The sequence below is a fragment of the Streptomyces sp. NPDC002619 genome, assembly GCF_042889305.1.
Lineage (GTDB): Bacteria > Actinomycetota > Actinomycetes > Streptomycetales > Streptomycetaceae > Streptomyces.
Map to the genome: position 1 here is coordinate 148,801 of NZ_JBIAQV010000017.1, position 21,342 is coordinate 170,142.

The window sequence follows — 21,342 nt, forward strand, 5'->3', positions numbered from 1 at the left end:
GGAACCATGTGACTTGGTTCCGGGGCCTTCGTCACGCCGTGGCGGGGCTCACGCCTTGGTGAGGTCCTCGATCTCCTCCTCGGGCTCGCGGCCCGGGGTGGGGAGGTTGAACTTGGTGATGGCGAAGCGGAAGACGACGTAGTAGATCACCGCGAACACCAGGCCGATCGGGATGATCAGCCAGGGCTTGGTCGCCAGGTTCCAGTTGAGCGCGTAGTCGATGAAGCCCGCGGAGAATGTGAAGCCCGCGTGCACGCCGAGCGCCCAGGTGATCGCCATGGACAGGGCCGTCAGGACCGCGTGAATCGCGTACAGCACCGGGGCGACGAACATGAACGAGAACTCGATGGGCTCGGTGACGCCGGTGACGAAGGACGTCAGGGCGAGCGAGAGCATCATGCCCAACACGGCCTTGCGGCGCTCGGGGCGGGCCGAGTGCGCGATGGCCAGGGCGGCTGCCGGCAGACCGAACATCATGATCGGGAAGAAGCCGGACATGAACTGGCCCGCGGTCGGGTCATGGGCGAAGAAGCGGTTGAGGTCACCGTGGACCATCTCGCCGGCCGCGTTCTTGAAGTCGCCGATCTGGAACCAGGAGACGGTGTTCACGAACTGGTGCATGCCGACCGGGATCAGCGCGCGGTTGATGAGGCCGAACAGACCCGCGCCCAAGGCGCCCAGACCGGTCATCCACTCGCCGAAGTTGGAGATGACCTCACCGATGGGCTCCCAGACCAGGCCGAAGAAGACACCCATGACCGTGCCGACGAAGGCCATGATGATCGGCACCAGGCGGCGGCCGTTGAAGAAGCCGAGCCAGTCCACGAGCTTGGTGCGGTGGAACCGCCGCCACACCACGGCGCCCAGCAGACCCATCACGATGCCGCCGAGGACACCGGGATTGTTGTAGGTCGCGGCCACGTCCGCACCCGCCTGGACCTTCGCCTCGGTGACCGGGAACGCTTTGAGGACGTTGCTGTAGACCAGGAAGCCGACCAGGGCGGCCAGTGCGGTGGAGCCGTCCGACTTCTTCGCGAAGCCGATCGCGACACCGATGCAGAACAGCAGCGGCAGGTTGTCGAAGATCGCGCCGCCGGCCGTGGCGAACACAGCTGTAACCTTGTCCGGCAGGTTCAGCTTGTCATGAATGTCCTGCTGCCCGAATCGGAGCAGCAGACCAGCCGCCGGCAGCACGGCGATGGGCAGCTGAAGACTGCGGCCTACCTTCTGCAGGCCCTGGAACAGCCCGGATCCCCGCTTCTTCGCGGGAGCCGCCGCAGGCGTGGCGGTCGCGGTGCTCATACTTCCTCCATCGGGTGGTGGTCTACACCACTCAGTGGTGTAGACCTGTTTTAGCAGATGAAGGCGGTGTATGGAACCCGCTAATTCAGCAACCGGAGCGCTACGCGCCGTACTCCGTTCAGGCCCCCGCGGACCCCTCCTCAGACCTTCGTCACGTCCTCCACCTCCTCCTCCGGCTCCCGCCCCGGAGTCTTCAGATCGAACCTCGTGATCGCGAAGCGGAACACCACGTAATAGACGGCGGCGAAGCACAGGCCGATCGGGATGATCGCCCAGGGTTTCGTCGCCAGGTTCCAGTTGATGACGTAGTCGATCAGGCCCGCCGAGAAGCTGAACCCGTCGTGCACCCCCAGCGCCCACGTCACCGCCATCGAGACACCCGTCAGCAGCGCATGGACCGCGTACAGCAACGGCGCGATGAAGAGGAACGAGTACTCGATCGGCTCGGTGATGCCCGTCACGAACGACGTCAGCGCCACCGACAGCATCAGACCGCCCACCTCCTTGCGGCGATGTGGCTTCGCGCAGTGCGTGATCGCCAGCGCCGCCGCCGGGAGCGCGAACATCATGATCGGGTAGAAGCCCGACGTGAACTGCCCCGCGTTCGGGTCGCCCGCCAGGAACATGTTGATGTCACCGTGCACCACCTGACCGTCCGGCTTGGTGTAGCTGCCGAACTGGAACCAGATGGGCACGTTCAGGAACTGATGCAGTCCGACGACCAGCAGCGCACGGTTCGCGACCCCGAAGACACCCGCACCCCACGCCCCCGCGTCCCGCAGCCACCGGCTGAAACTCTCCAGCCCGCCCCCGATCGGCGGCCAGATCCACAGACACAGCGCCGCGAACAGGATCGCGACGAACGCCATGATGATCGGGACGAGCCGACGCCCGTTGAAGAAGCCCAGCCAGTCCACCAGCTTCGTGCGATGGAACCGCGCCCAGAAGAACGCCGCCAGCAGCCCCATCACGATCCCGCCGAAGACACCCGGGTTCTGAAAGGTGAACGCCGTCACCGACCCCTCCCGGACCTGGCAGCCGATGTTCGCGATCGCCTTCGACCCGACCGGACAGTCCTGCGGGAACTGGTGCAGCACCCCGTAGTAGACGAGAAACCCCGCCACCGCCGCTAGCGCCGTCGAACCGTCCGACTTCTTCGCCATCCCGATCGCGACACCCACACAGAACAGCAGCGGCAGCCCGAGCGACCCGTCGAGCAGCGCACCGCCCGCACCCAGCATCACCTTCGAGACCGTCGTCCAGCCGAGCCCCTCGGCCCCCACCACCCCCGGTTGACCGAGCCCGATCAGCAGCCCCGCCGCCGGCAGCACCGCGATCGGCAACTGCAGACTGCGCCCCATCTTCTGCAGCCCCTGGAACACCCTGTGCCAACGCACGCGCGCGGGACCGGCCATGCTGTCGGCGCTCATGGGCCTCCTCGGACCGCTCGGCTCAGAAGCGGGTTTGGCGACCGAACCACAGCTGGTGTAGACCAGTTGGCAGACGGCTTCGCTGTCGTGATCGCCATCATTCGATATGTGCGACATGGCCGCTCGCGAAGCTGGGCCAACTGTGGGTTACTGCGACAAAGCGGTTCGGATCAGGGAGAAGGAACATGGCCAGCAAGGCTGAGAAGATCGTCGCCGGGCTCGGCGGCATCGACAACATCGAGGAGATCGAGGGCTGCATCACGCGCCTGCGCACCGAGGTCGCCGACCCCTCGCTGGTCGACGAAGCCGCCCTGAAGGCCGCCGGCGCCCACGGAGTCGTCAAGATGGGCACCGCGATCCAGGTCGTCATCGGCACCGACGCCGACCCCATCGCCGGGGAGATCGAAGACATGATGTGAACCCCGCGGTTCACCCTGAAGGGGCTCATCCCGACGCGGGAGGAGCCCCTGCCGCGTGTACGGCTAGGCTCGACGCCATGTCTCGAATCGACGGCCGCACGCCCGAACAGCTCCGCCCGGTCACCATCGAACGCGGCTGGAGCAAGCACGCCGAGGGCTCCGTCCTCGTCTCCTTCGGCGACACCAAGGTCTTCTGCACGGCCTCCGTCACCGAAGGCGTCCCCCGCTGGCGCAAGGGCAGCGGCGAGGGCTGGGTCACGGCCGAGTACGCCATGCTGCCCCGCGCCACCAACACCCGCGGCGACCGCGAGTCCGTCAAGGGCCGCATCGGCGGCCGTACGCACGAGATCTCCCGCCTCATCGGCCGCTCCCTGCGCGCCGTCATCGACTACAAGGCCCTCGGCGAGAACACCATCGTCCTCGACTGCGACGTCCTCCAGGCCGACGGCGGCACGCGCACGGCCGCCATCACCGGCGCGTACGTCGCCCTCGCCGACGCAGTCACCTGGGCCCAGGGCAAGAAGCTCATCCGCGCCGGCCGCCAGCCGCTCACCGGCACGGTCTCCGCGGTCTCCGTCGGCATCGTCGGCGGCGTCCCCCTCCTCGACCTCTGCTACGAGGAGGACGTACGCGCCGAGACCGACATGAACGTCGTCTGCACCGGCGACGGCCGCTTCGTCGAGGTCCAGGGCACCGCCGAGGCCGAGCCCTTCGCCCGCGAGGAGCTCAACGCACTCCTCGACCTCGCCGTGGCCGGCTGCACCGAGCTCGCCGCGATCCAGCGCACGGCTCTGGAAGCCACGCTCGAGAAGTAGCCCTGAAGGTAAAGGGCGGCCCAAAAGCAGCAGCGTGGCGGGGCAACCCGACCGGTCCTCCCGGCGTCCCTACGGATACGGGCGCGCGGCCCCACCACCGCGCGCCCGGCCAGCCGTTCCAGGCCGAATCCCAGGCCGTATCAGGGGAGGGACCCACCCATGGCCGCGAGCCGACACCGACGCCGAGCCCGCATCACCGCCGTTGCCGCCGCCGCGGCGGCCGTCGCACTCACCGCCGGACTCACCACCGGCTGCGACGCCGTCAACAAGGCCCTGGACTGCGTTCAGACCGCCGACTCCATCGCCGACAGCGTCACCGACCTCCAGCAGGCGGTCGAGAACGCGGCGAACGACCCGACACAGGCCGACGAGTCGCTCGCCTCCATCGAGAAGGACCTGAACAAGATCGGCGACAGGACGGACAACGCCGACGTCAACAAGGCGGTCGACAACCTGAGCAAGGCGGTGGACAACGTCCGTACGGCCATCAAGGACGGCGACAACGCCCCGGACATCACCCCGGTCACGGACGCGGCAGGCGAACTGACAAAGGTCTGCACCCCGTAGGGCGTCGCGGCCGGCCGGGAGATACTGACCCCCATGACCCGCCTGATCCTCGCCACCCGCAACGCCGGAAAGATCACCGAACTCCACTCGATCCTCGCCGACGCGGGCCTGCCCCACGAACTCGTCGGGGCCGACGCCTACCCCGACGTCCCCGACGTCAAGGAAACCGGCGTCACGTTCGCCGAGAACGCACTGCTGAAGGCCCACGCCCTGGCCCGGGCGACGGGCCTCCCGGCGGTCGCCGACGACTCCGGCCTCTGCGTCGATGTCCTGGGCGGCGCGCCGGGCATCTTCTCGGCCCGCTGGTCCGGCAAACACGGCGACGACAGGGCCAACCTGGAACTGCTCCTGGCGCAACTCGCTGACATCGACGACGCGCATCGAGGCGCCCACTTCGCCTGCGCAGCAGCACTCGCCCTCCCGGACGGGCGGGAACGAGTGGTGGAGGGCCAACTGCGGGGCGTACTCCGCCACACCCCGGTGGGCACGAACGGCTTCGGCTACGACCCGATCCTCCAGCCGAACGGCTACACCCAGACCTGCGCCGAACTGACCCCGACCGAAAAGAATGCGATCAGCCACCGCGGCAAGGCGTTCCGGGCGCTGGTACCGGTGGTTCGGGAGTTGCTGGGCTGAGGTCGGGCAAACCAGAACCTGGAAGGGCGCGGCTCCCAGCTGGGAGCCGCGCCCTGAAGGTGGGGCCGACGAGACTCGAACTCGCACTGTCCACTACCTAAAAGTGGTGCCTCCTGCCGAAATTGGGCTACGGCCCCACGTACAGCTTACTGGTACTCGGTGAGCCGTTGCGGCGGGATGGGACAGCCGCGCGGTCGACGGGAGAACGTGCTCGTCTGGCTGTGGCAGGACGGGCACAGGTAACGCAGGTTCTCCTGGCGGTTGTCCAGACGGTCTCCATTGATGTGATCGATCTCCAGTACGAGTCGTCTGCCCTGCCAGGTGCCCTCGATGCCGCACGCATCGCAGACACGCGATACGCCGATGTCGTCGAGGGCCCGCCGCAGCAGGACCGTCTTCGTGCGGGGGCACCCGGGAGCGAGCCGCACCAAGATCTCGGCCGCCGTCTTGCGGTTCGGGGAGCGAGTGCCGCGATAGTGGCCCTGGCCCGTGAAGTGGACGGTTGACAGGCCGTGCGCTTCGATACTGCGCTTCACAACTGCCCGAGCCGCACCGCTGTTGCTTCGGCCAAGGGCAGAGAGGACTCCGGCCACGCTCGTGGCGCCCTCCACCGCTGCCGCCAGTTCGGCTCGAGGGAGAAGGCCAGGACCGTATCGGCGTCCGCTGGTGAAATGCGAGGTGTCGATCCCGAACTTGTCCAACTTCTTCCTGATGTGGCCGTAGGGGCTGTCCTGTGGAGGGAACCCCATGTACTCCAGCATCTCCTTGATGCTGTTCGCGTGAGCGGCGGCTTCCCTGAGGAGTTCTTCCGGATAGCTGCGCCGTTCGCGTTCTGGCAGCGCCTCCTCGAGGAAGTGCGAGGTGTCGATGCCGTAGTGCTGTAGCCGCTCGCCGAGATAGCGGCGAGGGCCGCCCCCCATCGGTGCTCCGAGCATGCGCATGAGGTCGACCAGACTGGTGGCCTTGGCGGCGGTGCGAGCCAGCAGGTCGCGCGTGTACTTTGGCCCGCTCATGCGGTCCTGCGCTTGCGGCCACGGTATGTGTCCGTTACGGCATGGCAGTTGGGGCACAGAAGCTGAAGGTTCTCCGGGCGGTTGTCCCACCACTCGCCGTTGACGTGGTCGACCTCCAACCGGAGGGGTTTGCCGTTCCACCTGGGTCCAGTGCCGCACATTGCACAGCGCTCCGGAACCCCGGCCCGGAGCAAGTGTCGTAGCAGCCGGCTACCCGGGACTCTGCCGGCCTGTGGCGACCGGAGGCCCAGCAGATCGCCGTGCGTGCCCTTCGACCCGCGCGGTTGCGCGGCGAAGTGGGACGCGTCGATGCCCAGTGCCGCGATACGGCGGCTGATGTGCGTGTGGTTGCCGCCGACCGGATTGATGCCCAGGCGGCGAACCACCTCCTTGATGCTGGCCGACGCGGCCACGACCTCTCGGAGTGTCTCCTCGGTGTGGCGCGCCCACTGCGTCGGAAAATGTGAGGCGTCTACGCCCGCCGCGGCCATCTTGTGACGCAGATAGCGCCTGCTGCCCGGTGTCGGCGTCCCTCCGCACCACCGCACGGCGTCGTCCCAGTTCGTTGTCTCCCGCGCTGCCTCTTCGAGTAGCTCACGGGTGTACCTGACCCCCATGGTTCCCCTCCGTTCCGGACACGCGTTCGTGGCCTCGTACGGAGTAACGAACCGTTTATCGGACAGTCACGCCCGAAATGCAAAGCGGCCCGTACCAGGTCACCCCGGTGCGGGCCGATCGGCCAGCAGAAACGCGACCTCAGATCCCCAGGTCCTTGATGATCTTGGCCACGTGGCCCGTCGCACGGACGTTGTACAGGGCCCGTTCGACCTTGCCCTGTTCGTCCACGATCACCGTGGAGCGGATGACGCCCATGTACGTCTTGCCGTAGTTCTTCTTCTCGCCGAACGCGCCGTACGCCTCGGTCACCGTCTTGTCCGGGTCGGCCAGCAGCGTGACCTTCAGGGACTCTTTCTCGCGGAACTTGGCCAGCTTCTCCGGCTTGTCGGGGGAGATGCCGATCACGTCGTACCCGGCGCCGGCCAGGAGGTCCAGGTTGTCCGTGAAGTCGCAGGCCTGCTTCGTGCAGCCGGGGGTCAGGGCCGCCGGGTAGAAGTAGACGATGACCTTGCGGCCCTTGTGGTCCGACAAGGACACGTCGTTGCCGTCGGCGTCGGGGAGGGTGAAGGCGGGGGCTACGTCCCCGGGCTGGAGTCGCTCGCTCATCGGTCTAGCGTAACGGGGGGTCCTGACAGTGCGGCCGCCCCGAGAACTGACAGACTGTCCGGAACAGCATCAGCAGACTTCGGAGGCCGTACGGTGGCGGACACGTCGGACACCAGAACCCCGGCGCAGATCGAGGCGGACATCAAGCACCGCCGTGAAGTGCTGGCCGAGACGCTCGACGAAATAGGGGTTCGGGTCCATCCCAAGACCATCGTCGGGGACGCCAAGGCCAAGGTCGTCGCCAACATCGATCACACGTTGGGCCAGGCCTACGTCCAGGTCAACCGGGTCGTGAGCGACGTCAAGGCACAGTTCGTGGACGACGAGGGCGCGCCGCGTCTCGAGCGTGTCGTGCCCGTCGCCCTCGTCGCCGCCGGTGTCGTGGGCCTGCTCGTCCTGGGCGCCCGGCGTCGCAGGCGCTGAGCAGGCGCCCACCCGGCAGCGCACGGTCACGTCAAAGGCAGGTAGGTTCAAAGGCGTGAGCGCCAACAGAAACAGCACCCCTCAGCACGACAAGCTCCCCATCAGGATGCTGCACGACCGCGTCCTCGTGCGGCAGGACACCTCCGAGGGTGAGCGGCGTTCGGGCGGCGGCATCCTGATTCCCGCCACGGCGGCCGTGGGCCGTCGGCTGGCGTGGGCGGAGGTCGTCGCGGTGGGGCAGAACGTACGGACCGTGGAGCCGGGCGACCGGGTCCTGTACGACCCGGAGGACCGCGCCGAGGTCGAGGTGCGGGGCGTGGCGTACGTGCTCATGCGCGAACGCGACCTGCACGCCGTGGCCGCGGACCGCTTCGAGGGGTCGGAGGACTCCACCGGGCTGTACTTGTAAGCAGCGTGAGATCCAGGGTCCGAAAGGGGCCGGTGACCATCGTCACCGGCCCCTTTTGCCGTTCCTTTGCTAGCTTTGAGGGCACCCGACGAGACGCGCCGTACCGGGATGGACGCAAAGACGACGCACCGACCGAATGTCGTCCGTCTCGGAGGTGCCCGTCATGGCCTGGGTTCTGCTCGTCGTCGCCGGTCTGCTCGAGGTGGGCTGGTCGATCGGGATGAAGTACACCGATGGATTCACCCGCCCCGTCCCCAGTGTGCTCACCGGGTCCGGCATCGTCGCCAGCATGTTGCTGCTGTCGTACGCCGCCCGATCCCTGCCCATCGGCACCGCCTACGGCGTGTGGGTGGGCATCGGGGCGGCCGGCGCGGCGGTGCTCGGGATGGTGGTGCTGGGGGAGCCGGTCACCGTCGCGCGGATCTTCTTCGTGGTGCTGCTGCTGGTCGCCGTCGTGGGGCTGAAGGCGACCTCGGGTCACTGACCCGTCATGGTCTGCGGGTGGGGAGCGGGCCGCCCGGTCCGACCGTCGTGCCCGTCGTGCCGCCGTCGGTGGTCCCGCCCGTGCCGCCCGCCGTGCCTCCGTCCGTGGTTCCGCCGTCGGTCGTGCCGCCCGTCGTCCCGCCGTGCGTGGTCCCGCCGTCGGTCGACGTGCCTCCGTCGGTCGTTCCGCCGTCGATGAACCCGACGCCGGTCGAGCCCGCGTCCGTCGAGCCTCCGTCCGTCGTGCCGCCCCCGTCCGTCGTGCCGCCGTAGTCCTGGCCCCCGGTCTGGCCCTGGGACTGGCCCTCGTAGTCGCCGCCGCCGTAGGTGCCGCCGTTGTCCTGGCCGCCGTAGCCGGGTTCGGTCGGGGGTTCGAAGGTCGGGGGCTCGAACTCCTCGGCGCCTGACTGCAGTTGGAGGCTGAACTCCGCTACCGGCTCGCCCTGCAGCGCATCCTTCGTGTACTGGGCCCAGATCTGGCCCGGCGGGCCGCCGCCGTTGATGCGGGCCAGGCCCAGCGCGCCGTACAGCGGTTCGTGCTTGGCCGTCACCGGGTCCTGGCCCATCACCGCGACGACCGTGGCGAGGTCGGGGGTGTAGCCCGCGAACCAGGCCGCGGTGTCCTTCTCGGCGGTACCGGTCTTGGCGGCCGCGGGACGGCCCGCGGCCAGGGCCGCGGTGGCGGTGCCGTTGTCGACGACGCTGCGCAGTATGGCCGTCGTGGTGTCGGCGGCCTCGCGGCTGACGGCCTGCCGGGCGTTCTGTGCGGGCAGCTGGACGTCCTCGGTGCCGTCCTTGGTGACCTTCTGGACCATCGTGTACGCGCCGTGCCTGCCGTGGTTGGCGAGCGTGGCGTAGGCCTCCGCCATGTCCAGGACGCTGGCGGTGGCGGTGCCGAGCGCGATGGACGGGGAGGCGGTGAGATCCTTGGTGTCGGCCGGGATGCCCAGGTCGATCGCCGTCTGCTTGACCCTGGCCGAGCCGACGTCGACGGCCATCTGCGCGTACACCGCGTTCACCGAGAGGTCGGTGGCTTGGCGGACGGTGATGTCGCCGTACGACTTGGAGTCCTCGTTCTCGGGGGCGTATTGACCGCCGCTCCAGCCCTGCACGGGCCGATTGCTGGTGCCGTCGTAGTACGTGTTGGGCGTGATGGGCCAGCCGTCCTGGGTCGTCGAGCCGTTCTCCACCGCCGAGGCGAACACGAACGGCTTGAAGGTGGAGCCGACCTGGAAGTCGCCGCGGGTCGCGCCGTTCGTGTACTGCTTCACGTAGTCGATGCCGCCGTACATCGCGACGACCTTGCCGGTCTGGGGGTCGATGGAGGCGCCGCCCGCGCGGACGTAGGTGTCGACCTTGCGGTTCTTCTTGTCGAGTTGGGACATCAGCTGGTCGTCGACGGCCTTGACGAAGGCGTCCTGCTTGTTCTTCTCCAGGGTCGTGGTGATGCGGTAGCCGCCGGCATCGAGTTCGTCCGCGTCGACGATGTCGTTCGTGGTGAGGTAGTGCTTGACCGCCTCGACGACGTAACCGCGCTGCCCGGACAGGCCGGTGGAGACCGTCTGCTGCTTCGGCATCGGGAACTTGAGGCCGGCCCGCTCGGTCGGGCTGAGCCAGTGCTGTTTGACCATGCCGTCCAGGACGTAGTTCCAGCGGGCCACGGCCGCCGGCTTGTTCTCGGGGTGTGCGACGACGTCGTACTCGCTGGGCGCGTTGACCAGCGCGGCGAGGTAGGCGGCGCGGGCCGGGTCGAGGTCGCGCGCGTCCTTGCCGTAGTAGGCCTGGGCTGCGGCCTGGATGCCGTAGGCGTTGCGGCCGAAGTAGCTGGTGTTGAGGTAGCCCTCGAGGATCTGCTCCTTGGACTCGTTGCGGTCCAGCTTGATCGCGATGAAGAACTCCTTCACCTTGCGGGTGACGGTCTGTTCCTGGCCCAGGTAGTAGTTCTTCACGTACTGCTGGGTGATGGTGGAGCCGGACTGCTTGCCCTTGCCGGTGGCCGTGTTCCAGGCGGCACGGACCATCCCCTTGGGGTCGATGGCGGACTCGGTGTAGAAGTCCCGGTCCTCGGCGGCCAGCACGGCGTGCTGGGCGTCCTTGGCGACGTGTGCGAGGTCGACGTTCTCGCGGTTGACCTGGCCGTCGCGGGCGAGTTGGGTGCCATCGGCGTAGAGGTAGACGTTGTTCTGCTTGACGGCGAGCGCGTTGGCCGGGGGGATCTGCACCAGGGAGTAGCCGAGGAAGAACCCTCCGATCACCAGGAGTCCGAGGGTGAACAGGCCGCCGAGCACCATCCGCCAGGTCGGGATCAGCCGCCGCCAGCCCGTTCGCCGGGGCCTGACCGGCTTCGTCGGCTGCTGCGGCTGTGGCTGCGGCTCGTCGCTCATGTCGTGCACGGACTCCTGTTTCGCCTCGTACGTTCCCGTACGTCCTCGTACGCGTTTTGCGCCCCCCGATGAAGACTCTCGTACCAAGCGTTCCGTTCCCGGCTTCCGGCACGCGTCGCGCCCGGAAAATGCGTGGCAGGCCTGCTCGGCGGCGGGCTAAGCTCCTGCGCTTCGGTGTCTGGCGGGCGAGGAGGGTGGTCGGTGTGGGCTCGGGACGGTTGTACGCGGCCGTCACCGTGGGCGGATTCAGACGATACGCGACGTATCGGGCGGCCACGGCGGCCGGGGTCTTCACCAACACCGTGTTCGGTCTGATCCTCGTGTACACGTATCTGGCGCTGTGGGACGTCAAGCCGCACCTCGGCGGGTACGACCAGGCGCAGGCGGTGACGTTCGTGTGGCTGGGGCAGGCGTTGCTGTCCACGCTCGCGCTCGGCGGCGGCGGGGTCGAGGAAGAGCTGATGGAGCGCATCCGCACAGGGGACGTCGCGATCGACCTCTACCGACCGGCCGATCTCCAACTGTGGTGGCTGGCGGCCGACTTGGGGCGGGCGTTCTTCCAGCTCCTGGGCCGGGGCGTGTTGCCGTTCGTGTTCGGGGCGCTGATCTTCCCGGTGGCGCTGCCCACGTCCGCCGTGACCTGGGCCGCGTTCTTCGGTGCCATCGTGCTGGCGATGCTGGTCGGCTTCGGCATCAGGTACCTGGTGGCGCTGAGCGCGTTCTGGCTCCTCGACGGCGCGGGTACCGCGCAGATGGCGTGGCTCGTCGGGATCTTCTGCTCGGGGATGCTGCTGCCTCTGAATGTGTTCCCGGGTGCGCTCGGCGAGGTCGTACGGGCGCTGCCGTGGGCGTCGCTGCTCCAGGCACCGGCCGACGTGCTGCTGGGCCACGCGGATCCGCTGGCCACGTATGCCTTCCAGGGTGCGTGGGCGGTGGTGCTGCTCGCGGCCGGGCGGCTGGTGCAGTCGGTGGCGGTGCGGAGGGTGGTGGTGCAGGGTGGCTGAAGTCGGCCAGGTGCGCGACGGGCTGCGGGCCTACTGGATGATCGCCGGGATGTGGATCCGCTCCACGATGGCCTACCGGGCCTCCTTCGTCATGACCACGCTGGGCAACTTCGCGATGACGTTCCTCGACTTCGTCACCATCGCCCTGATGTTTTCCCAGGTCGACGCGCTGGGCGGCTACTCGCTGTCCGAGGTGGCCTTCCTGTACGGCCTCTCCGGCGTCTCGTTCGGCCTCGCCGACCTCGCGATCGGCTCGATGGACCGGCTGGGTCGCCGGGTGCGCGACGGCACGCTGGACACGCTGCTGGTGCGTCCGGTGCCGGTGCTGGCACAGATCGCCGCCGACCGTTTCGCGTTGCGCCGCCTCGGCCGGGTCACCCAGGGCGCGCTGGTCCTCGGCTGGGCGCTGGCCACGGTGCCCGTCGACTGGACGCCGGTGAAGCTGTTGCTGATGCCGGTGATGCTGGTCAGCGGTGCGGCGATCTTCTGCGCGGTGTTCGTGGCGGGGGCGGCGTTCCAGTTCCTGGCGCAGGACGCGTCCGAGGTGCAGAACGCGTTCACGTACGGCGGCACGACGCTGCTGCAGTACCCGCCCACCGTGTTCGCGAAGGAGCTGGTGCGCGGGGTGACCTTCGTGCTGCCGCTCGCCTTCGTCAACTGGCTGCCCGCCACCTATGTGTTGGGGCGGCCGTATCCGCTGGGTCTGCCCGTGTGGACGGCGTTCATGTCGCCGCTGGTGGCGGTGGGGTGCTGCGCGCTGGCCGGCGTGGCGTGGCGGGCGGGCCTTCGGTCGTATCGGAGTACGGGGAGTTAGCCGTGGACAGTGACAGTGCCTTCATCGAACTCGACCGTGTCGAGAAGGTCTTCGACGTACGCAAGAAGACCGGATTCCTGAAGCGCGAGCGGCGGCAGGTGCGGGCGGTCGACTCGATCTCCTTCACCGTGGCGCGCGGCGAGATGGTCGGCTACATCGGTCCGAACGGCGCCGGCAAGTCGACCACGATCAAGATGCTGACCGGCATTCTCACCCCGAGCGGCGGCCGGCTGCGGGTGGCCGGTATCGACCCGTCCCGCGAGCGCATGCGCCTCGCGCACCGCATCGGCGTGGTGTTCGGGCAGCGTACGACGCTGTGGTGGGACCTGCCGCTGATCGACTCCTACCGCCTGGCGCACCGTATGTACCGCATCCCGGATGCCCGTTACCGCGAGAACCTCGACCGCTGCGTCGAACTCCTCGAACTGGCCGACCTGTTGGACGTGCCGGTCCGTCAACTCTCGCTCGGTCAGCGGATGCGTGGCGACATCGCGGCGGCGCTGCTGCACGACCCCGAGGTGCTGTACCTGGACGAGCCGACGATCGGTCTGGACGTCGTGTCGAAGGCGAAGGTCCGAGGATTCCTACGGGAGTTGAACGCCGAGCGCGGCACGACGGTCCTGCTGACCACGCACGACCTGCAGGACATCGAGCAGCTGTGCTCACGGGTGATGGTCATCGACCACGGTCGCATGATGTACGACGGCCCGCTCACCGGGCTGCACGAGGCGGGGGAGAGCGAGCGGACGCTGGTGGTGGACCTGGAGCGGGAGCTGCCGCCGATCGAGGTGCCCGAGGCGCGGGTGGTGCGGGTGGAGGGCCCGCGGCAGTGGCTGGCGTTCCCGGCGTCCGCGTCGGCGGCGCCGCTGGTGGCGCGGATCGCGGCGGAGTACCCACTGGTGGACCTCTCGGTGCGGGAGCCGGACATCGAGGCGGTGATCGCCAGGATGTACGCGGGGGAGACGGAGAAAGCGGTCCCTTAGTCCCGGGCCGGGGCGAAGTCTCGTAGCCCTGGGCCGGGGGAACTCGTAGGCTGCTCGTATGACCGACGATGCCCCGGAGCTGCGCGCGTCCGACGCCGATCGCGAACGAGTCGCCGAGGTCCTGCGGGACGCCCTCGCGGAAGGGCGGCTCGACATGGAGGAGTTCGAGGAACGGCTGGAGGCGACGTACAAGGCGCGGACGTACGGCGAGCTGACCCCGATCACCCGGGACCTGCCGGGCGCGGGCACGGTGGCCCCACCACCGGTGTCACTGCACAAGGACCCGGTGGAGAGCGGGAGTTGGGCGAGCCGGATCGTCGGCGGGGCGGGTTCGTCGTCCTGGGCCGTCGCCGTCATGTCGGGGTTCCAGCGCAAGGGCCGCTGGACGGTCCCGCGCCGCTTCACCTGCTTCGCCTTCTGGGGCGGCGGAGAGCTCGACCTGCGCGAGGCGAACTTCGCCGACCGCGAGGTCGAGATCAACTGCATCGCGATCATGGGCGGCATGCAGGTGATCGTGCCGCCGGGGGTCGAGGTCGACGTGCGCGGCTTCGGTCTCATGGGCGGCTTCGACCAACGTGAGGCGGGCGTGCTGGGCGACCCCGGCGCCCCGCGGGTGATCGTGACCGGGTTCGCCTTCTGGGGCGGCGTCGGCGTGGAACGCAAGGTCACGCGCGCGGAACGGCAGCGCCTCAGGGAGGAGCGCCGGCAGCAACGCCTGGACCGCAGGAACGAGCGCCGCCAGCTGACGGACCGGGACCGGGACTCCTCCCCCCGGTGGGACGAGCGGGAGCAGCGGGGCCACTGGGAGCACTGACGGTCGGCGTGCGCTACAGCTCGGCCTGTCCCGCCCCTTCGAGTTCCCGCAGGTCGAAGGCGTCCGCCATCCTCTCGTAGCCCCTGTCGCTGGGGTGGAGATGGTCGCCGGAGTCGTAGTCGGAGCGAAGCCTGCGCGGGTCGTACGGGTCGCGCAGGGCCTTGTCGAAGTCGACCACGGCGTCGTAGACGAGCCCGGCCCGGATCCGCGCGTTGACCTGCTGCCGCACGTTCTCCCGGGCCGGCGTGTAGCCGAGGTGGCCCCCGAAGGGCATCAGGGTGGCGCCGACGACCTTGAGGCCGCGGGCATGGGCCTGGCGGACGAGGGTGCGCAGCCCGTCGGTGATCCGGTCCGGGTCGGCGAGGGCGGGGTTGCGCAGGATGTCGTTGACGCCGAGGTCGATGACGACGACCTTGACGTTGGTCCGGGACAGGACGTCCCGCCCGAAGCGGCTGAGGCCGCTCGGATTGTCGGCGGGCCGGCCGAGACCGTCCGTCAGGACCTGGTTCCCGCTGATGCCCTGATTGACGACGCTGTAGCGGGGCAGGTCCGCGCCGCCGGCCAGCGCCGCGCGCAGCCGCTCCGAAAGGGCGTCCGTCCAGCGGTGGTTGGCGCCCACGGTGGAGGTGATCCCGTCGGTGAGCGAGTCGCCCAGGACGACCACCGTGCCGTCGGACTCGTTGCTGAGTACGTCGAGGGCGGTCAGATAGCGCCAGTTCGGCGACTGTTCGGTGTACGGCACGCCGGTCGCGTCCTCGGTGCGGTCGCCCTGCGCGACGTACGACACCTGCCGCGCGTGCGGGTGATACGTGACCGGACCGGACGCGGTGGGGGAGTAGGTGGTGACCAGCACGTCCGTGTCGTGCGGGATCGCGATGCGCACGGCGTCGCTGAGCACCTGCCCACCGGCGGGTATGACGACGCCGACGCCACCGCCGAACGTGAGCCGGCGCATCGTCCCGGCCGCGGCCCGGGCTCTGTCGTCACCAGCGGCGACCGCGAGGGTGGCGTGCGTGACGGTCAGCGGCGACTGGCCGTAGAGGTTGGACAGCGTGATCCGGGCGCTCGTACCGCCCACGCTCGCGTGCACGACGTTGCGCACGGAGCGGCCCGCCAGCCCCGTCGTCTCCGTGCCGGGCTCGGCGCCCGTCGGGGAGGCGGACCAGGCGCCGACCCAGGTGCCTGTGGAGACGGGGGCAGCCGTGGAGTCGCGATGGCCGCGGCCGTCGGTGACCGTCCCGAGGGGGCTGCCGTCGCCGGCCGCGACGCCGAAGTAGATGGCCGCGGACAGCGCCACGATCAGCGCGACGAGCGCACTGAGCACGCTGTACCCGTGACGCCTGGTCATGCTTGTGTTGTTCCCCCTGGACGACGGAAGTCCCGGACCGTCCCGGACCACCCCGGACCGTCCCGGACTTCCTGATCTTGATCAGCCCATGATGCGCCATGAGCTGCGGAGATCGGTCGGGGCCCCCGTCAAGAGCATGCCCAGAACTCCCCTCCGGACAGACGTCGGGAACTCTTGTTCCGTTCCAGGAGTCGGTCAGGAAGGGACAATGTGTGAGGGATCACCGAGCGGGTGAACGGGTGGAGCTGATGGAACGTACGGATACGGCACCAGGGGCCGGCGCCCAGACGCACCGCACCATGACCGCGTTCACGCCCGCCGACGAGGAGCGGCAGCGCGGCGTACGGCGCATGAAGCTGACGGCGACAGGACTGCTGCTGTGCGTGGCCGTGGTGTACATCCTCGCCAAATGGGCCTCGAGCGAGGGCGCGGGCGCCTGGACGGCGTACGTCGCGGCGGCCGCCGAGGCCGGCATGGTCGGCGCGCTCGCCGACTGGTTCGCGGTCACCGCCCTCTTCCGCCACCCCCTCGGCCTGCCCATCCCGCACACCGCGATCATCCCCACCAAGAAGGACCAGCTCGGCGTCTCCCTGGGCGAGTTCGTAGGCGAGAACTTCCTCTCCCAGGACGTCGTACGGCAGCGGCTGCGCGCCGTCGGCATCGGCAGCAGACTTGGCGCCTGGCTAGCGGAACCGGAGCACGCGGACCGGGTGACGGCGGAGCTGGCGACGGCCCTGAGGGGCGCTCTCGCCGTCCTGCGCGACTCGGACGTCCAGGCTGTGGTCGGCGAGGCGATCACCCGCCGGGCCAACGCCCAGGAGATAGCGCCCGGCATAGGGAAGATGCTGGAGAAGGTCGTCGCCGACGGCGGTCACAAACGGGTCGTCGACCTCGTGGTGGCCCGTGCCCACGACTGGCTCGTCCTGCACGACGAACAGGTCATGGACGCGGTCCAGGGCGGCGCCCCCGGCTGGACCCCGCGCTTCGTCGACAAGAAGGTCGGCGAGCGCGTCTACCGGGAGCTGCTCCGCTTCGTCACGGAGATGCGGGACATGCCGTCGCACCCGGCGCGTGCCGCCCTGGACCGCTTCCTCACCGATTTCGCCTCGGACCTCCAGTCCGACACCGACACCCGGGCGCGGGTGGAGCGGCTGAAGGGCGACGTGCTGGGCCGCGGCGAGGTCCAGGACCTGATCGCGTCCGCCTGGACGGCCGTACGCTCCATGATCGTCGCGGCGGCCGAGGACGAACGCAGCGAGCTGCGCCTGCGCGTGCGGGCCGCGCTGCTGTCCCTGGGCGCCCGGATGGCCACCGAGCCGAAGGTCCAGGAGAAGGTCGACAGCTGGGTCGAGGGCGCGGCGGTCCACGTCGTGACGACGTACCGCAAGGAGATCACGTCCCTGATCACCGACACGGTGGCGGGCTGGGACGCCGAGCACACGACCCGCAAGATCGAGGCCCACATCGGCCGCGACCTGCAGTTCATCCGGATCAACGGCACGGTGGTGGGGTCGCTGGCGGGGTTGCTGATCTTTACGGTCTCGCGGGGGTTGGGGGGCTGAAGGGCCCCCGGTTGCCGGGCCCCCGGTAACCGGGGTCAGGCCCGCCGGTCGGCGACGGCCCAGGAGGCCAGGGCGACGGCTCCGGCGACCCCGAACACGGACGGCCAGGCGCCGACCTTCTTGGCCAGCGGATGGGATCCGGCGAAGGCGACGAGGTAGGCGGCGGACAGCGCACCGGCGGCCGCGTTGCCGGCATCCTTTCGCCACTGCTGGGCGGCGACCGCACCGGCGACGGCCAGTACGGCCCCGCCGAGCGGCCGCTTCTTGGTCCAGCGGGCAACGCCGTACCCACCGACGAGCCCACCCGCGGCGATCACCGAACTGGGAACCTTGGCCATGTGTGCCTCCTTTGTCAGGACTTCGAGGCTAACGCGGGGGCCGAAGGACGATCTGGTCGGGTAGGCGTGGCCGGCTCCTATGCCGTGAGGCGGAGGGCCGTGGCAGTCTGCCCGAAGACCGTTTTCAGTCCACCGCCGGAGAAGATCCGTGAACAACCGCGCCCCACACCTCGAAGTGGACCTCGACGAGGCCCTGTCCGTGGCGACGGACCTGGCCGTGTGGGCGTCGGAGGCGATCCGCCGCCCACGCGGCGAGGCGGAGGCACGGGAGAAGGCGGGCCCCGCCGACATCGTCACGGAGACGGACGAGGCGATCGAGACCCAGGTCCGCTCGGTCCTGCGGGCGGCCTTCCCGGCCCACGGCATCGAGGGCGAGGAATACGGCACCGTCGAGCCGGCCACCCCGAACGCCCCACGCTGGGTGGTGGACCCCGTGGACGGCACCACGAACTACGCCCACGGCCTCGGCTGGTGCTCCTTCTCCCTGGGCCTGGTGGCCCCGGACGGCACCCCGCTCCTGGGCCTGGTGGCCGACCCCTGGCGATCGGAGGTGTTCACGGCCGTCCGGGGCCGCGGCGCCCATCTGAACGGCTCCCCGATCCACGCGGCCGACCACACCACCCTCACCGGCCACGTCTTCCTCACGGAATGGGCCGCCCACGCCCACTGGCCCGGCCTGGACGCCCTCCTCACCGCCCTTGCCGCCCGCCACTGCACGGCCCGCGTCATGGGCTCCACGGCCCTCTCCCTGGCCCAGGTCGCCGCAGGCCGGGCCGCAGCGGCCGCGATCGGCGAGTTCCATGCGGTGGATGGCCTCCCGGCATACCTCATCGCGACGGAGGCGGGCGCCGTGGCCCTGCCCGAACTCCCGTCGTACGACAAGCCGTTGCTCCTGGCGGCGCCCGGCGTGGCGGACGAGGTGGCGGAACTGTGGCACGCGATCCGCCGGCCGGACGCACCCGAACCCGGCTAGCGGACGGCCGGCTTCGGCGGGCAGGCGGTCTTCAGGTCACCCTCACCGCCGACGCCGGCCACGCCGTACTCGACATCACGGACGACGGCCCCGGCATCCCCCCGGAACACCACGACACCGTCTTCGACCGCTTCACCCGCCTCGACCACGCCCGCACCCGCGACACGGGCGGTTCAGGTCTGGGCCTTCCGATCGCCCGAGACATCGCCCACGCGCACGACGGCACGCTTCGGGTGATCCCGAGGGACGTGGGGGCGGGGGCACGACTGCGCGCATCTATCCCTGCGCGCGGTGCTGAGCGAGCCCGGGTCTGACCGAGCCCTGGTCTGAGCTACACCGGCTCGCGCGGGAAGCGCTTTGGGCACGTCTTCATATCGCGCCCCGGCAGACCCGGCGTTCAGACCCGGCGTCAGGACCCGGTATTCAGACCCGCTCGAGCGGCCGATGCAGCCCATCCGGGAGTTCCACCTTGATGGTGTCGCCCGGGCGCACCACGCCGCCTCCCTTCACGATGCCCATGATTCCGGCCTTGAGTACGAGGTTCCCGGCGTCGTTGCGACCGACGACCTGCTTCAGCAACCCCTGCTGGAAGTTGTCGATCTGCAGACACGGATTCCGCAGCCCGGTCACCTCGACCACGGCCTCGTCCCCGACCCGCAACAGCGCCCCCACAGGTAGCCCGAGCAGATCGATACCCCGGGTGGTGATGTTCTCCCCGAGCTCGCCGGGCGCCACCTGGAACCCCGCCCCGCCGACCTCCTCGAAGAGCTCCTCGTGGATGAGATGAACCTGCCGAAGATTCGGCTGAGTCGGATCCTGCGCAACCCGCCCCCGATGCTTGACCGTCACGCCGGCGTGAACGTCCCCCTCGACACCGAGCCCCGCGAGCAGGGTGATGCTCTCCCGGTTGGGCTTGGTGAACGAGTACACCCCATTACTGCTGACAGCCATGACTGTCCCCTGCATACGGCAACCCCCTCGTGTCACCGAGACCCTAACGCCTGTCCGACCCGCTCGACGCAGGCTCACCCCACAACTGGCTGACGGCTGGACAGCGCTGTACAGCGGTACATCAGGCATCGCGCAGCGCGATTCGACCGGTGAGCAGAACTTCGTGGTTGGCGAAGACCGCATCCAGGGCGAACCTCCTGCGGAGGTATTCATTGCTACGACCGCCCAGTTGGCGTGGAGCCGTCACAGATCTGGCGGCTCTGGGCCAGTAGCGACCTCTCCATGGCGAAGTCACCGCCGTCGGAGCTAGCCCAAATCCGCCAATCCCTGCTCTTGGCGAGCAGCAGCCCGCGAGTGTGCGGCCATGGGCTCCTCAGTCCTCCAGTTCGCCCCTCCGCACGGCCCACGTGAACGCATGCCAGGCAGAACCGCAGACGGCGACCACGGGGCCTCTAGGCGTCTTCGAGTCGCGCAGCAAGACATCACCGATGGCATGCGCACACTCCACGCACTCAGTCCCACTTCCGCCGCTGTAGGAGGACTTGAACCACTGGAGCGTAGAGGGCGCGGTCATCACAACTCCCTGCTTATGCGGTCGACAAGCTCTGCCGAGGACTCGAGATCGAGGGCCTGGGCGCTGAGGTATTCGAACGCCAACCTATAACGCGCCAACTCGGGTTGCTTCTCCATGAAGAGGCCACCGCCGAGGAGATCCATGTACACAACGTCCAGCTCGGGGGCCGGACCTCGGAGGATGGCGAAGCTGCCAACCGCGGCTGCGTGTGCGCCCGTTGAAAACGGCAGGACCTGGAGGGTGACGTGCGGAAGCTGGGAGATGGTGAGGAGATGCCTCAGTTGCTCCCGCATGACGCTGCTCCCGCCGACCCGCCGTCGTAGCACCGCTTCATCGATCACGCACCAGATGCGTGGCGGCTCGTCCCGCTGGAGGAGCTCTTGTCGCTTCATACGGATCTCGACCATGTGTCGTACTTCCCGCTCCCCGCACTGCACTTCGGACGCGCGGTGCACGGCTTCCGCGTAGGCCCGCGTCTGTAGAAGGCCAGGGATGTACACGCATGCGTAGTGGTCTTCGCGTACCACCTCGTCCTCAAGCGTGAGCATCAGGTTCATGGACTCGGGGATCGGATCGGCGAGCGACCTCCACCAGCCCTGAATCTTGGCGCCCTTCGCGAGCTCGACCAGGGCTAGGCGTTCCTCGTCCGAGGCCCCGTATTCGCGGCAGAGCGCGTCAACTGCAGGCCACTTGACGGTTCCCTCCTTCGTCTCGTAGCGACTGAGCGTCGCCTTTGAAATTCCGACGCGCGCCCCTGCCTCCTCAAGGGTCAGGCCCTTGAGCTCGCGAAGTCGGCGCAAATCAGCACCCAGTTGGCGGCGACGAGTGGTGGGTCCGACTGGCATGTAGTGAGCCCTTCGCTTCGATCCATCAGAT

25 protein-coding genes, 1 tRNA gene and 1 riboswitch are annotated in these 21,342 nt (G+C 69.0%); of the genes, 14 read left to right on the forward strand and 12 right to left on the reverse strand.

The annotated features are described in order from the left end of the window. Positions 1 to 48: 48 nt before the first annotated feature. A complete protein-coding gene (locus ACFYXB_RS25550; protein WP_389586312.1) occupies positions 49 to 1,302 on the reverse strand; it encodes a PTS transporter subunit EIIC in 1,254 nt (417 codons plus the stop codon). A 140-nt stretch (positions 1,303 to 1,442) separates the two neighbouring features. Next, positions 1,443 to 2,732: a PTS transporter subunit EIIC gene (locus ACFYXB_RS25555; RefSeq protein WP_389586314.1), complete on the reverse strand. Its 1,290-nt coding sequence runs from the start codon at positions 2,730 to 2,732 to the stop codon at positions 1,443 to 1,445. A 185-nt stretch (positions 2,733 to 2,917) separates the two neighbouring features. On the opposite strand from ACFYXB_RS25555, the gene ACFYXB_RS25560 reads away from it, so the two are divergent. From ACFYXB_RS25560 to rdgB, 4 genes are all read left to right on the forward strand, one after another. Then, positions 2,918 to 3,151: a glucose PTS transporter subunit EIIB gene (locus ACFYXB_RS25560; RefSeq protein ID WP_189311754.1), complete on the forward strand. Its 234-nt coding sequence runs from the start codon at positions 2,918 to 2,920 to the stop codon at positions 3,149 to 3,151. Positions 3,152 to 3,228: 77 nt separating this feature from the next. Next, positions 3,229 to 3,966 (forward strand): ribonuclease PH, encoded by a 738-nt coding sequence (gene rph, locus ACFYXB_RS25565; protein WP_351355006.1) that lies wholly within the window; start codon positions 3,229 to 3,231, stop codon positions 3,964 to 3,966. 159 nt (positions 3,967 to 4,125) lie between these two features. Then, positions 4,126 to 4,533, forward strand: coding sequence for a hypothetical protein (locus ACFYXB_RS25570; RefSeq protein ID WP_389586317.1), 408 nt, complete (start codon positions 4,126 to 4,128; stop codon positions 4,531 to 4,533). Between the two features lie 33 nt (positions 4,534 to 4,566). After that, positions 4,567 to 5,169 (forward strand): RdgB/HAM1 family non-canonical purine NTP pyrophosphatase, encoded by a 603-nt coding sequence (gene rdgB / locus ACFYXB_RS25575; RefSeq protein WP_389586319.1) that lies wholly within the window; start codon positions 4,567 to 4,569, stop codon positions 5,167 to 5,169. A gap of 60 nt (positions 5,170 to 5,229) precedes the next feature. Here the strand turns inward: rdgB and ACFYXB_RS25580 are convergent. From ACFYXB_RS25580 to bcp, 4 genes are all read right to left on the reverse strand, one after another. Next, a tRNA-Leu gene (locus ACFYXB_RS25580) sits at positions 5,230 to 5,306 on the reverse strand. Positions 5,307 to 5,315: 9 nt separating this feature from the next. Next, positions 5,316 to 6,182, reverse strand: a complete 867-nt coding sequence (locus tag ACFYXB_RS25585) for an HNH endonuclease (protein WP_389586321.1) — start codon at positions 6,180 to 6,182, stop codon at positions 5,316 to 5,318. Beyond that, the gene (locus tag ACFYXB_RS25590) at positions 6,179 to 6,799 is read right to left on the reverse strand and encodes an HNH endonuclease (protein ID WP_389586323.1); all 621 of its coding nucleotides are present in this window, start codon (positions 6,797 to 6,799) and stop codon (positions 6,179 to 6,181) included. Before ACFYXB_RS25590 ends, ACFYXB_RS25585 begins: the two co-directional genes overlap by 4 nt. A 139-nt stretch (positions 6,800 to 6,938) precedes the next feature. After that, positions 6,939 to 7,406 (reverse strand): thioredoxin-dependent thiol peroxidase, encoded by a 468-nt coding sequence (gene bcp, locus ACFYXB_RS25595; protein WP_389586325.1) that lies wholly within the window; start codon positions 7,404 to 7,406, stop codon positions 6,939 to 6,941. Positions 7,407 to 7,499: 93 nt separating this feature from the next. Between bcp and ACFYXB_RS25600 the strand changes: the two genes are divergently transcribed. The 3 genes from ACFYXB_RS25600 (at position 7,500) to ACFYXB_RS25610 (ending at position 8,722) form a co-directional block, all read left to right on the forward strand. Beyond that, the gene (locus ACFYXB_RS25600) at positions 7,500 to 7,829 is read left to right on the forward strand and encodes a DUF3618 domain-containing protein (RefSeq protein WP_389586327.1); all 330 of its coding nucleotides are present in this window, start codon (positions 7,500 to 7,502) and stop codon (positions 7,827 to 7,829) included. 106 nt (positions 7,830 to 7,935) lie between these two features. After that, positions 7,936 to 8,238: a co-chaperone GroES gene (locus ACFYXB_RS25605; RefSeq protein WP_125517739.1), complete on the forward strand. Its 303-nt coding sequence runs from the start codon at positions 7,936 to 7,938 to the stop codon at positions 8,236 to 8,238. A 57-nt stretch (positions 8,239 to 8,295) separates the two neighbouring features. Then, a riboswitch (guanidine-III (ykkC-III) riboswitch) is annotated at positions 8,296 to 8,368 on the forward strand. A 33-nt stretch (positions 8,369 to 8,401) separates the two neighbouring features. After that, the gene (locus tag ACFYXB_RS25610; RefSeq protein WP_389586329.1) at positions 8,402 to 8,722 is read left to right on the forward strand and encodes a DMT family transporter; all 321 of its coding nucleotides are present in this window, start codon (positions 8,402 to 8,404) and stop codon (positions 8,720 to 8,722) included. Positions 8,723 to 8,726: 4 nt separating this feature from the next. Here ACFYXB_RS25610 and ACFYXB_RS25615 read toward each other — a convergent pair whose 3' ends face one another. Beyond that, a complete protein-coding gene (locus ACFYXB_RS25615) occupies positions 8,727 to 11,105 on the reverse strand; it encodes a transglycosylase domain-containing protein (protein ID WP_389586331.1) in 2,379 nt (792 codons plus the stop codon). Between the two features lie 203 nt (positions 11,106 to 11,308). On the opposite strand from ACFYXB_RS25615, the gene ACFYXB_RS25620 reads away from it, so the two are divergent. The 4 genes from ACFYXB_RS25620 to ACFYXB_RS25635 are packed head-to-tail and all read left to right on the forward strand — an operon-like array spanning position 11,309 to position 14,720. Continuing rightward, on the forward strand, positions 11,309 to 12,109 hold the full coding sequence (locus tag ACFYXB_RS25620; RefSeq protein ID WP_389586333.1) for an ABC transporter permease: 801 nt from the start codon (positions 11,309 to 11,311) through the stop codon (positions 12,107 to 12,109). A 37-nt stretch (positions 12,110 to 12,146) separates the two neighbouring features. Next, positions 12,147 to 12,923, forward strand: a complete 777-nt coding sequence (locus ACFYXB_RS25625) for an ABC transporter permease (protein ID WP_351355042.1) — start codon at positions 12,147 to 12,149, stop codon at positions 12,921 to 12,923. A 2-nt stretch (positions 12,924 to 12,925) separates the two neighbouring features. Continuing rightward, positions 12,926 to 13,906, forward strand: coding sequence for an ATP-binding cassette domain-containing protein (locus ACFYXB_RS25630; RefSeq protein WP_389586335.1), 981 nt, complete (start codon positions 12,926 to 12,928; stop codon positions 13,904 to 13,906). Positions 13,907 to 13,964: 58 nt separating this feature from the next. Next, positions 13,965 to 14,720: a DUF1707 domain-containing protein gene (locus ACFYXB_RS25635; protein WP_389586337.1), complete on the forward strand. Its 756-nt coding sequence runs from the start codon at positions 13,965 to 13,967 to the stop codon at positions 14,718 to 14,720. Positions 14,721 to 14,733: 13 nt separating this feature from the next. Here the strand turns inward: ACFYXB_RS25635 and ACFYXB_RS25640 are convergent, their stop codons facing one another. Next, the gene (locus ACFYXB_RS25640; RefSeq protein ID WP_389586339.1) at positions 14,734 to 16,068 is read right to left on the reverse strand and encodes an SGNH/GDSL hydrolase family protein; all 1,335 of its coding nucleotides are present in this window, start codon (positions 16,066 to 16,068) and stop codon (positions 14,734 to 14,736) included. Positions 16,069 to 16,316: 248 nt separating this feature from the next. Here ACFYXB_RS25640 and ACFYXB_RS25645 point away from each other — a divergent pair, with 248 nt between their 5' ends. After that, positions 16,317 to 17,630 (forward strand): DUF445 domain-containing protein, encoded by a 1,314-nt coding sequence (locus ACFYXB_RS25645; RefSeq protein ID WP_389586340.1) that lies wholly within the window; start codon positions 16,317 to 16,319, stop codon positions 17,628 to 17,630. Between the two features lie 35 nt (positions 17,631 to 17,665). On the opposite strand, the gene ACFYXB_RS25650 is transcribed toward ACFYXB_RS25645, so the two are convergent. Beyond that, on the reverse strand, positions 17,666 to 17,968 hold the full coding sequence (locus tag ACFYXB_RS25650) for a hypothetical protein (RefSeq protein WP_389586342.1): 303 nt from the start codon (positions 17,966 to 17,968) through the stop codon (positions 17,666 to 17,668). Positions 17,969 to 18,116: 148 nt separating this feature from the next. Between ACFYXB_RS25650 and ACFYXB_RS25655 the strand changes: the two genes are divergently transcribed. Then, complete coding sequence (locus tag ACFYXB_RS25655; RefSeq protein ID WP_389586344.1) at positions 18,117 to 18,941, forward strand: inositol monophosphatase family protein; 825 nt, start codon at positions 18,117 to 18,119, stop codon at positions 18,939 to 18,941. Then, on the forward strand, positions 18,899 to 19,255 hold the full coding sequence (locus ACFYXB_RS25660) for an ATP-binding protein (protein ID WP_389586346.1): 357 nt from the start codon (positions 18,899 to 18,901) through the stop codon (positions 19,253 to 19,255). The genes ACFYXB_RS25655 and ACFYXB_RS25660 overlap by 43 nt, the downstream gene beginning before the upstream one ends. Before the next feature lie 109 nt (positions 19,256 to 19,364). On the opposite strand, the gene ACFYXB_RS25665 is transcribed toward ACFYXB_RS25660, so the two are convergent. The 3 genes from ACFYXB_RS25665 to ACFYXB_RS25675 form a co-directional block, all read right to left on the reverse strand. Beyond that, positions 19,365 to 19,907 (reverse strand): MOSC domain-containing protein, encoded by a 543-nt coding sequence (locus tag ACFYXB_RS25665; RefSeq protein ID WP_389586348.1) that lies wholly within the window; start codon positions 19,905 to 19,907, stop codon positions 19,365 to 19,367. A gap of 358 nt (positions 19,908 to 20,265) precedes the next feature. Beyond that, positions 20,266 to 20,466, reverse strand: a complete 201-nt coding sequence (locus tag ACFYXB_RS25670; RefSeq protein ID WP_389586350.1) for a DUF397 domain-containing protein — start codon at positions 20,464 to 20,466, stop codon at positions 20,266 to 20,268. After that, the gene (locus ACFYXB_RS25675; protein ID WP_389586352.1) at positions 20,466 to 21,311 is read right to left on the reverse strand and encodes a helix-turn-helix domain-containing protein; all 846 of its coding nucleotides are present in this window, start codon (positions 21,309 to 21,311) and stop codon (positions 20,466 to 20,468) included. Before ACFYXB_RS25675 ends, ACFYXB_RS25670 begins: the two co-directional genes overlap by 1 nt. Positions 21,312 to 21,342: the final 31 nt, after the last annotated feature.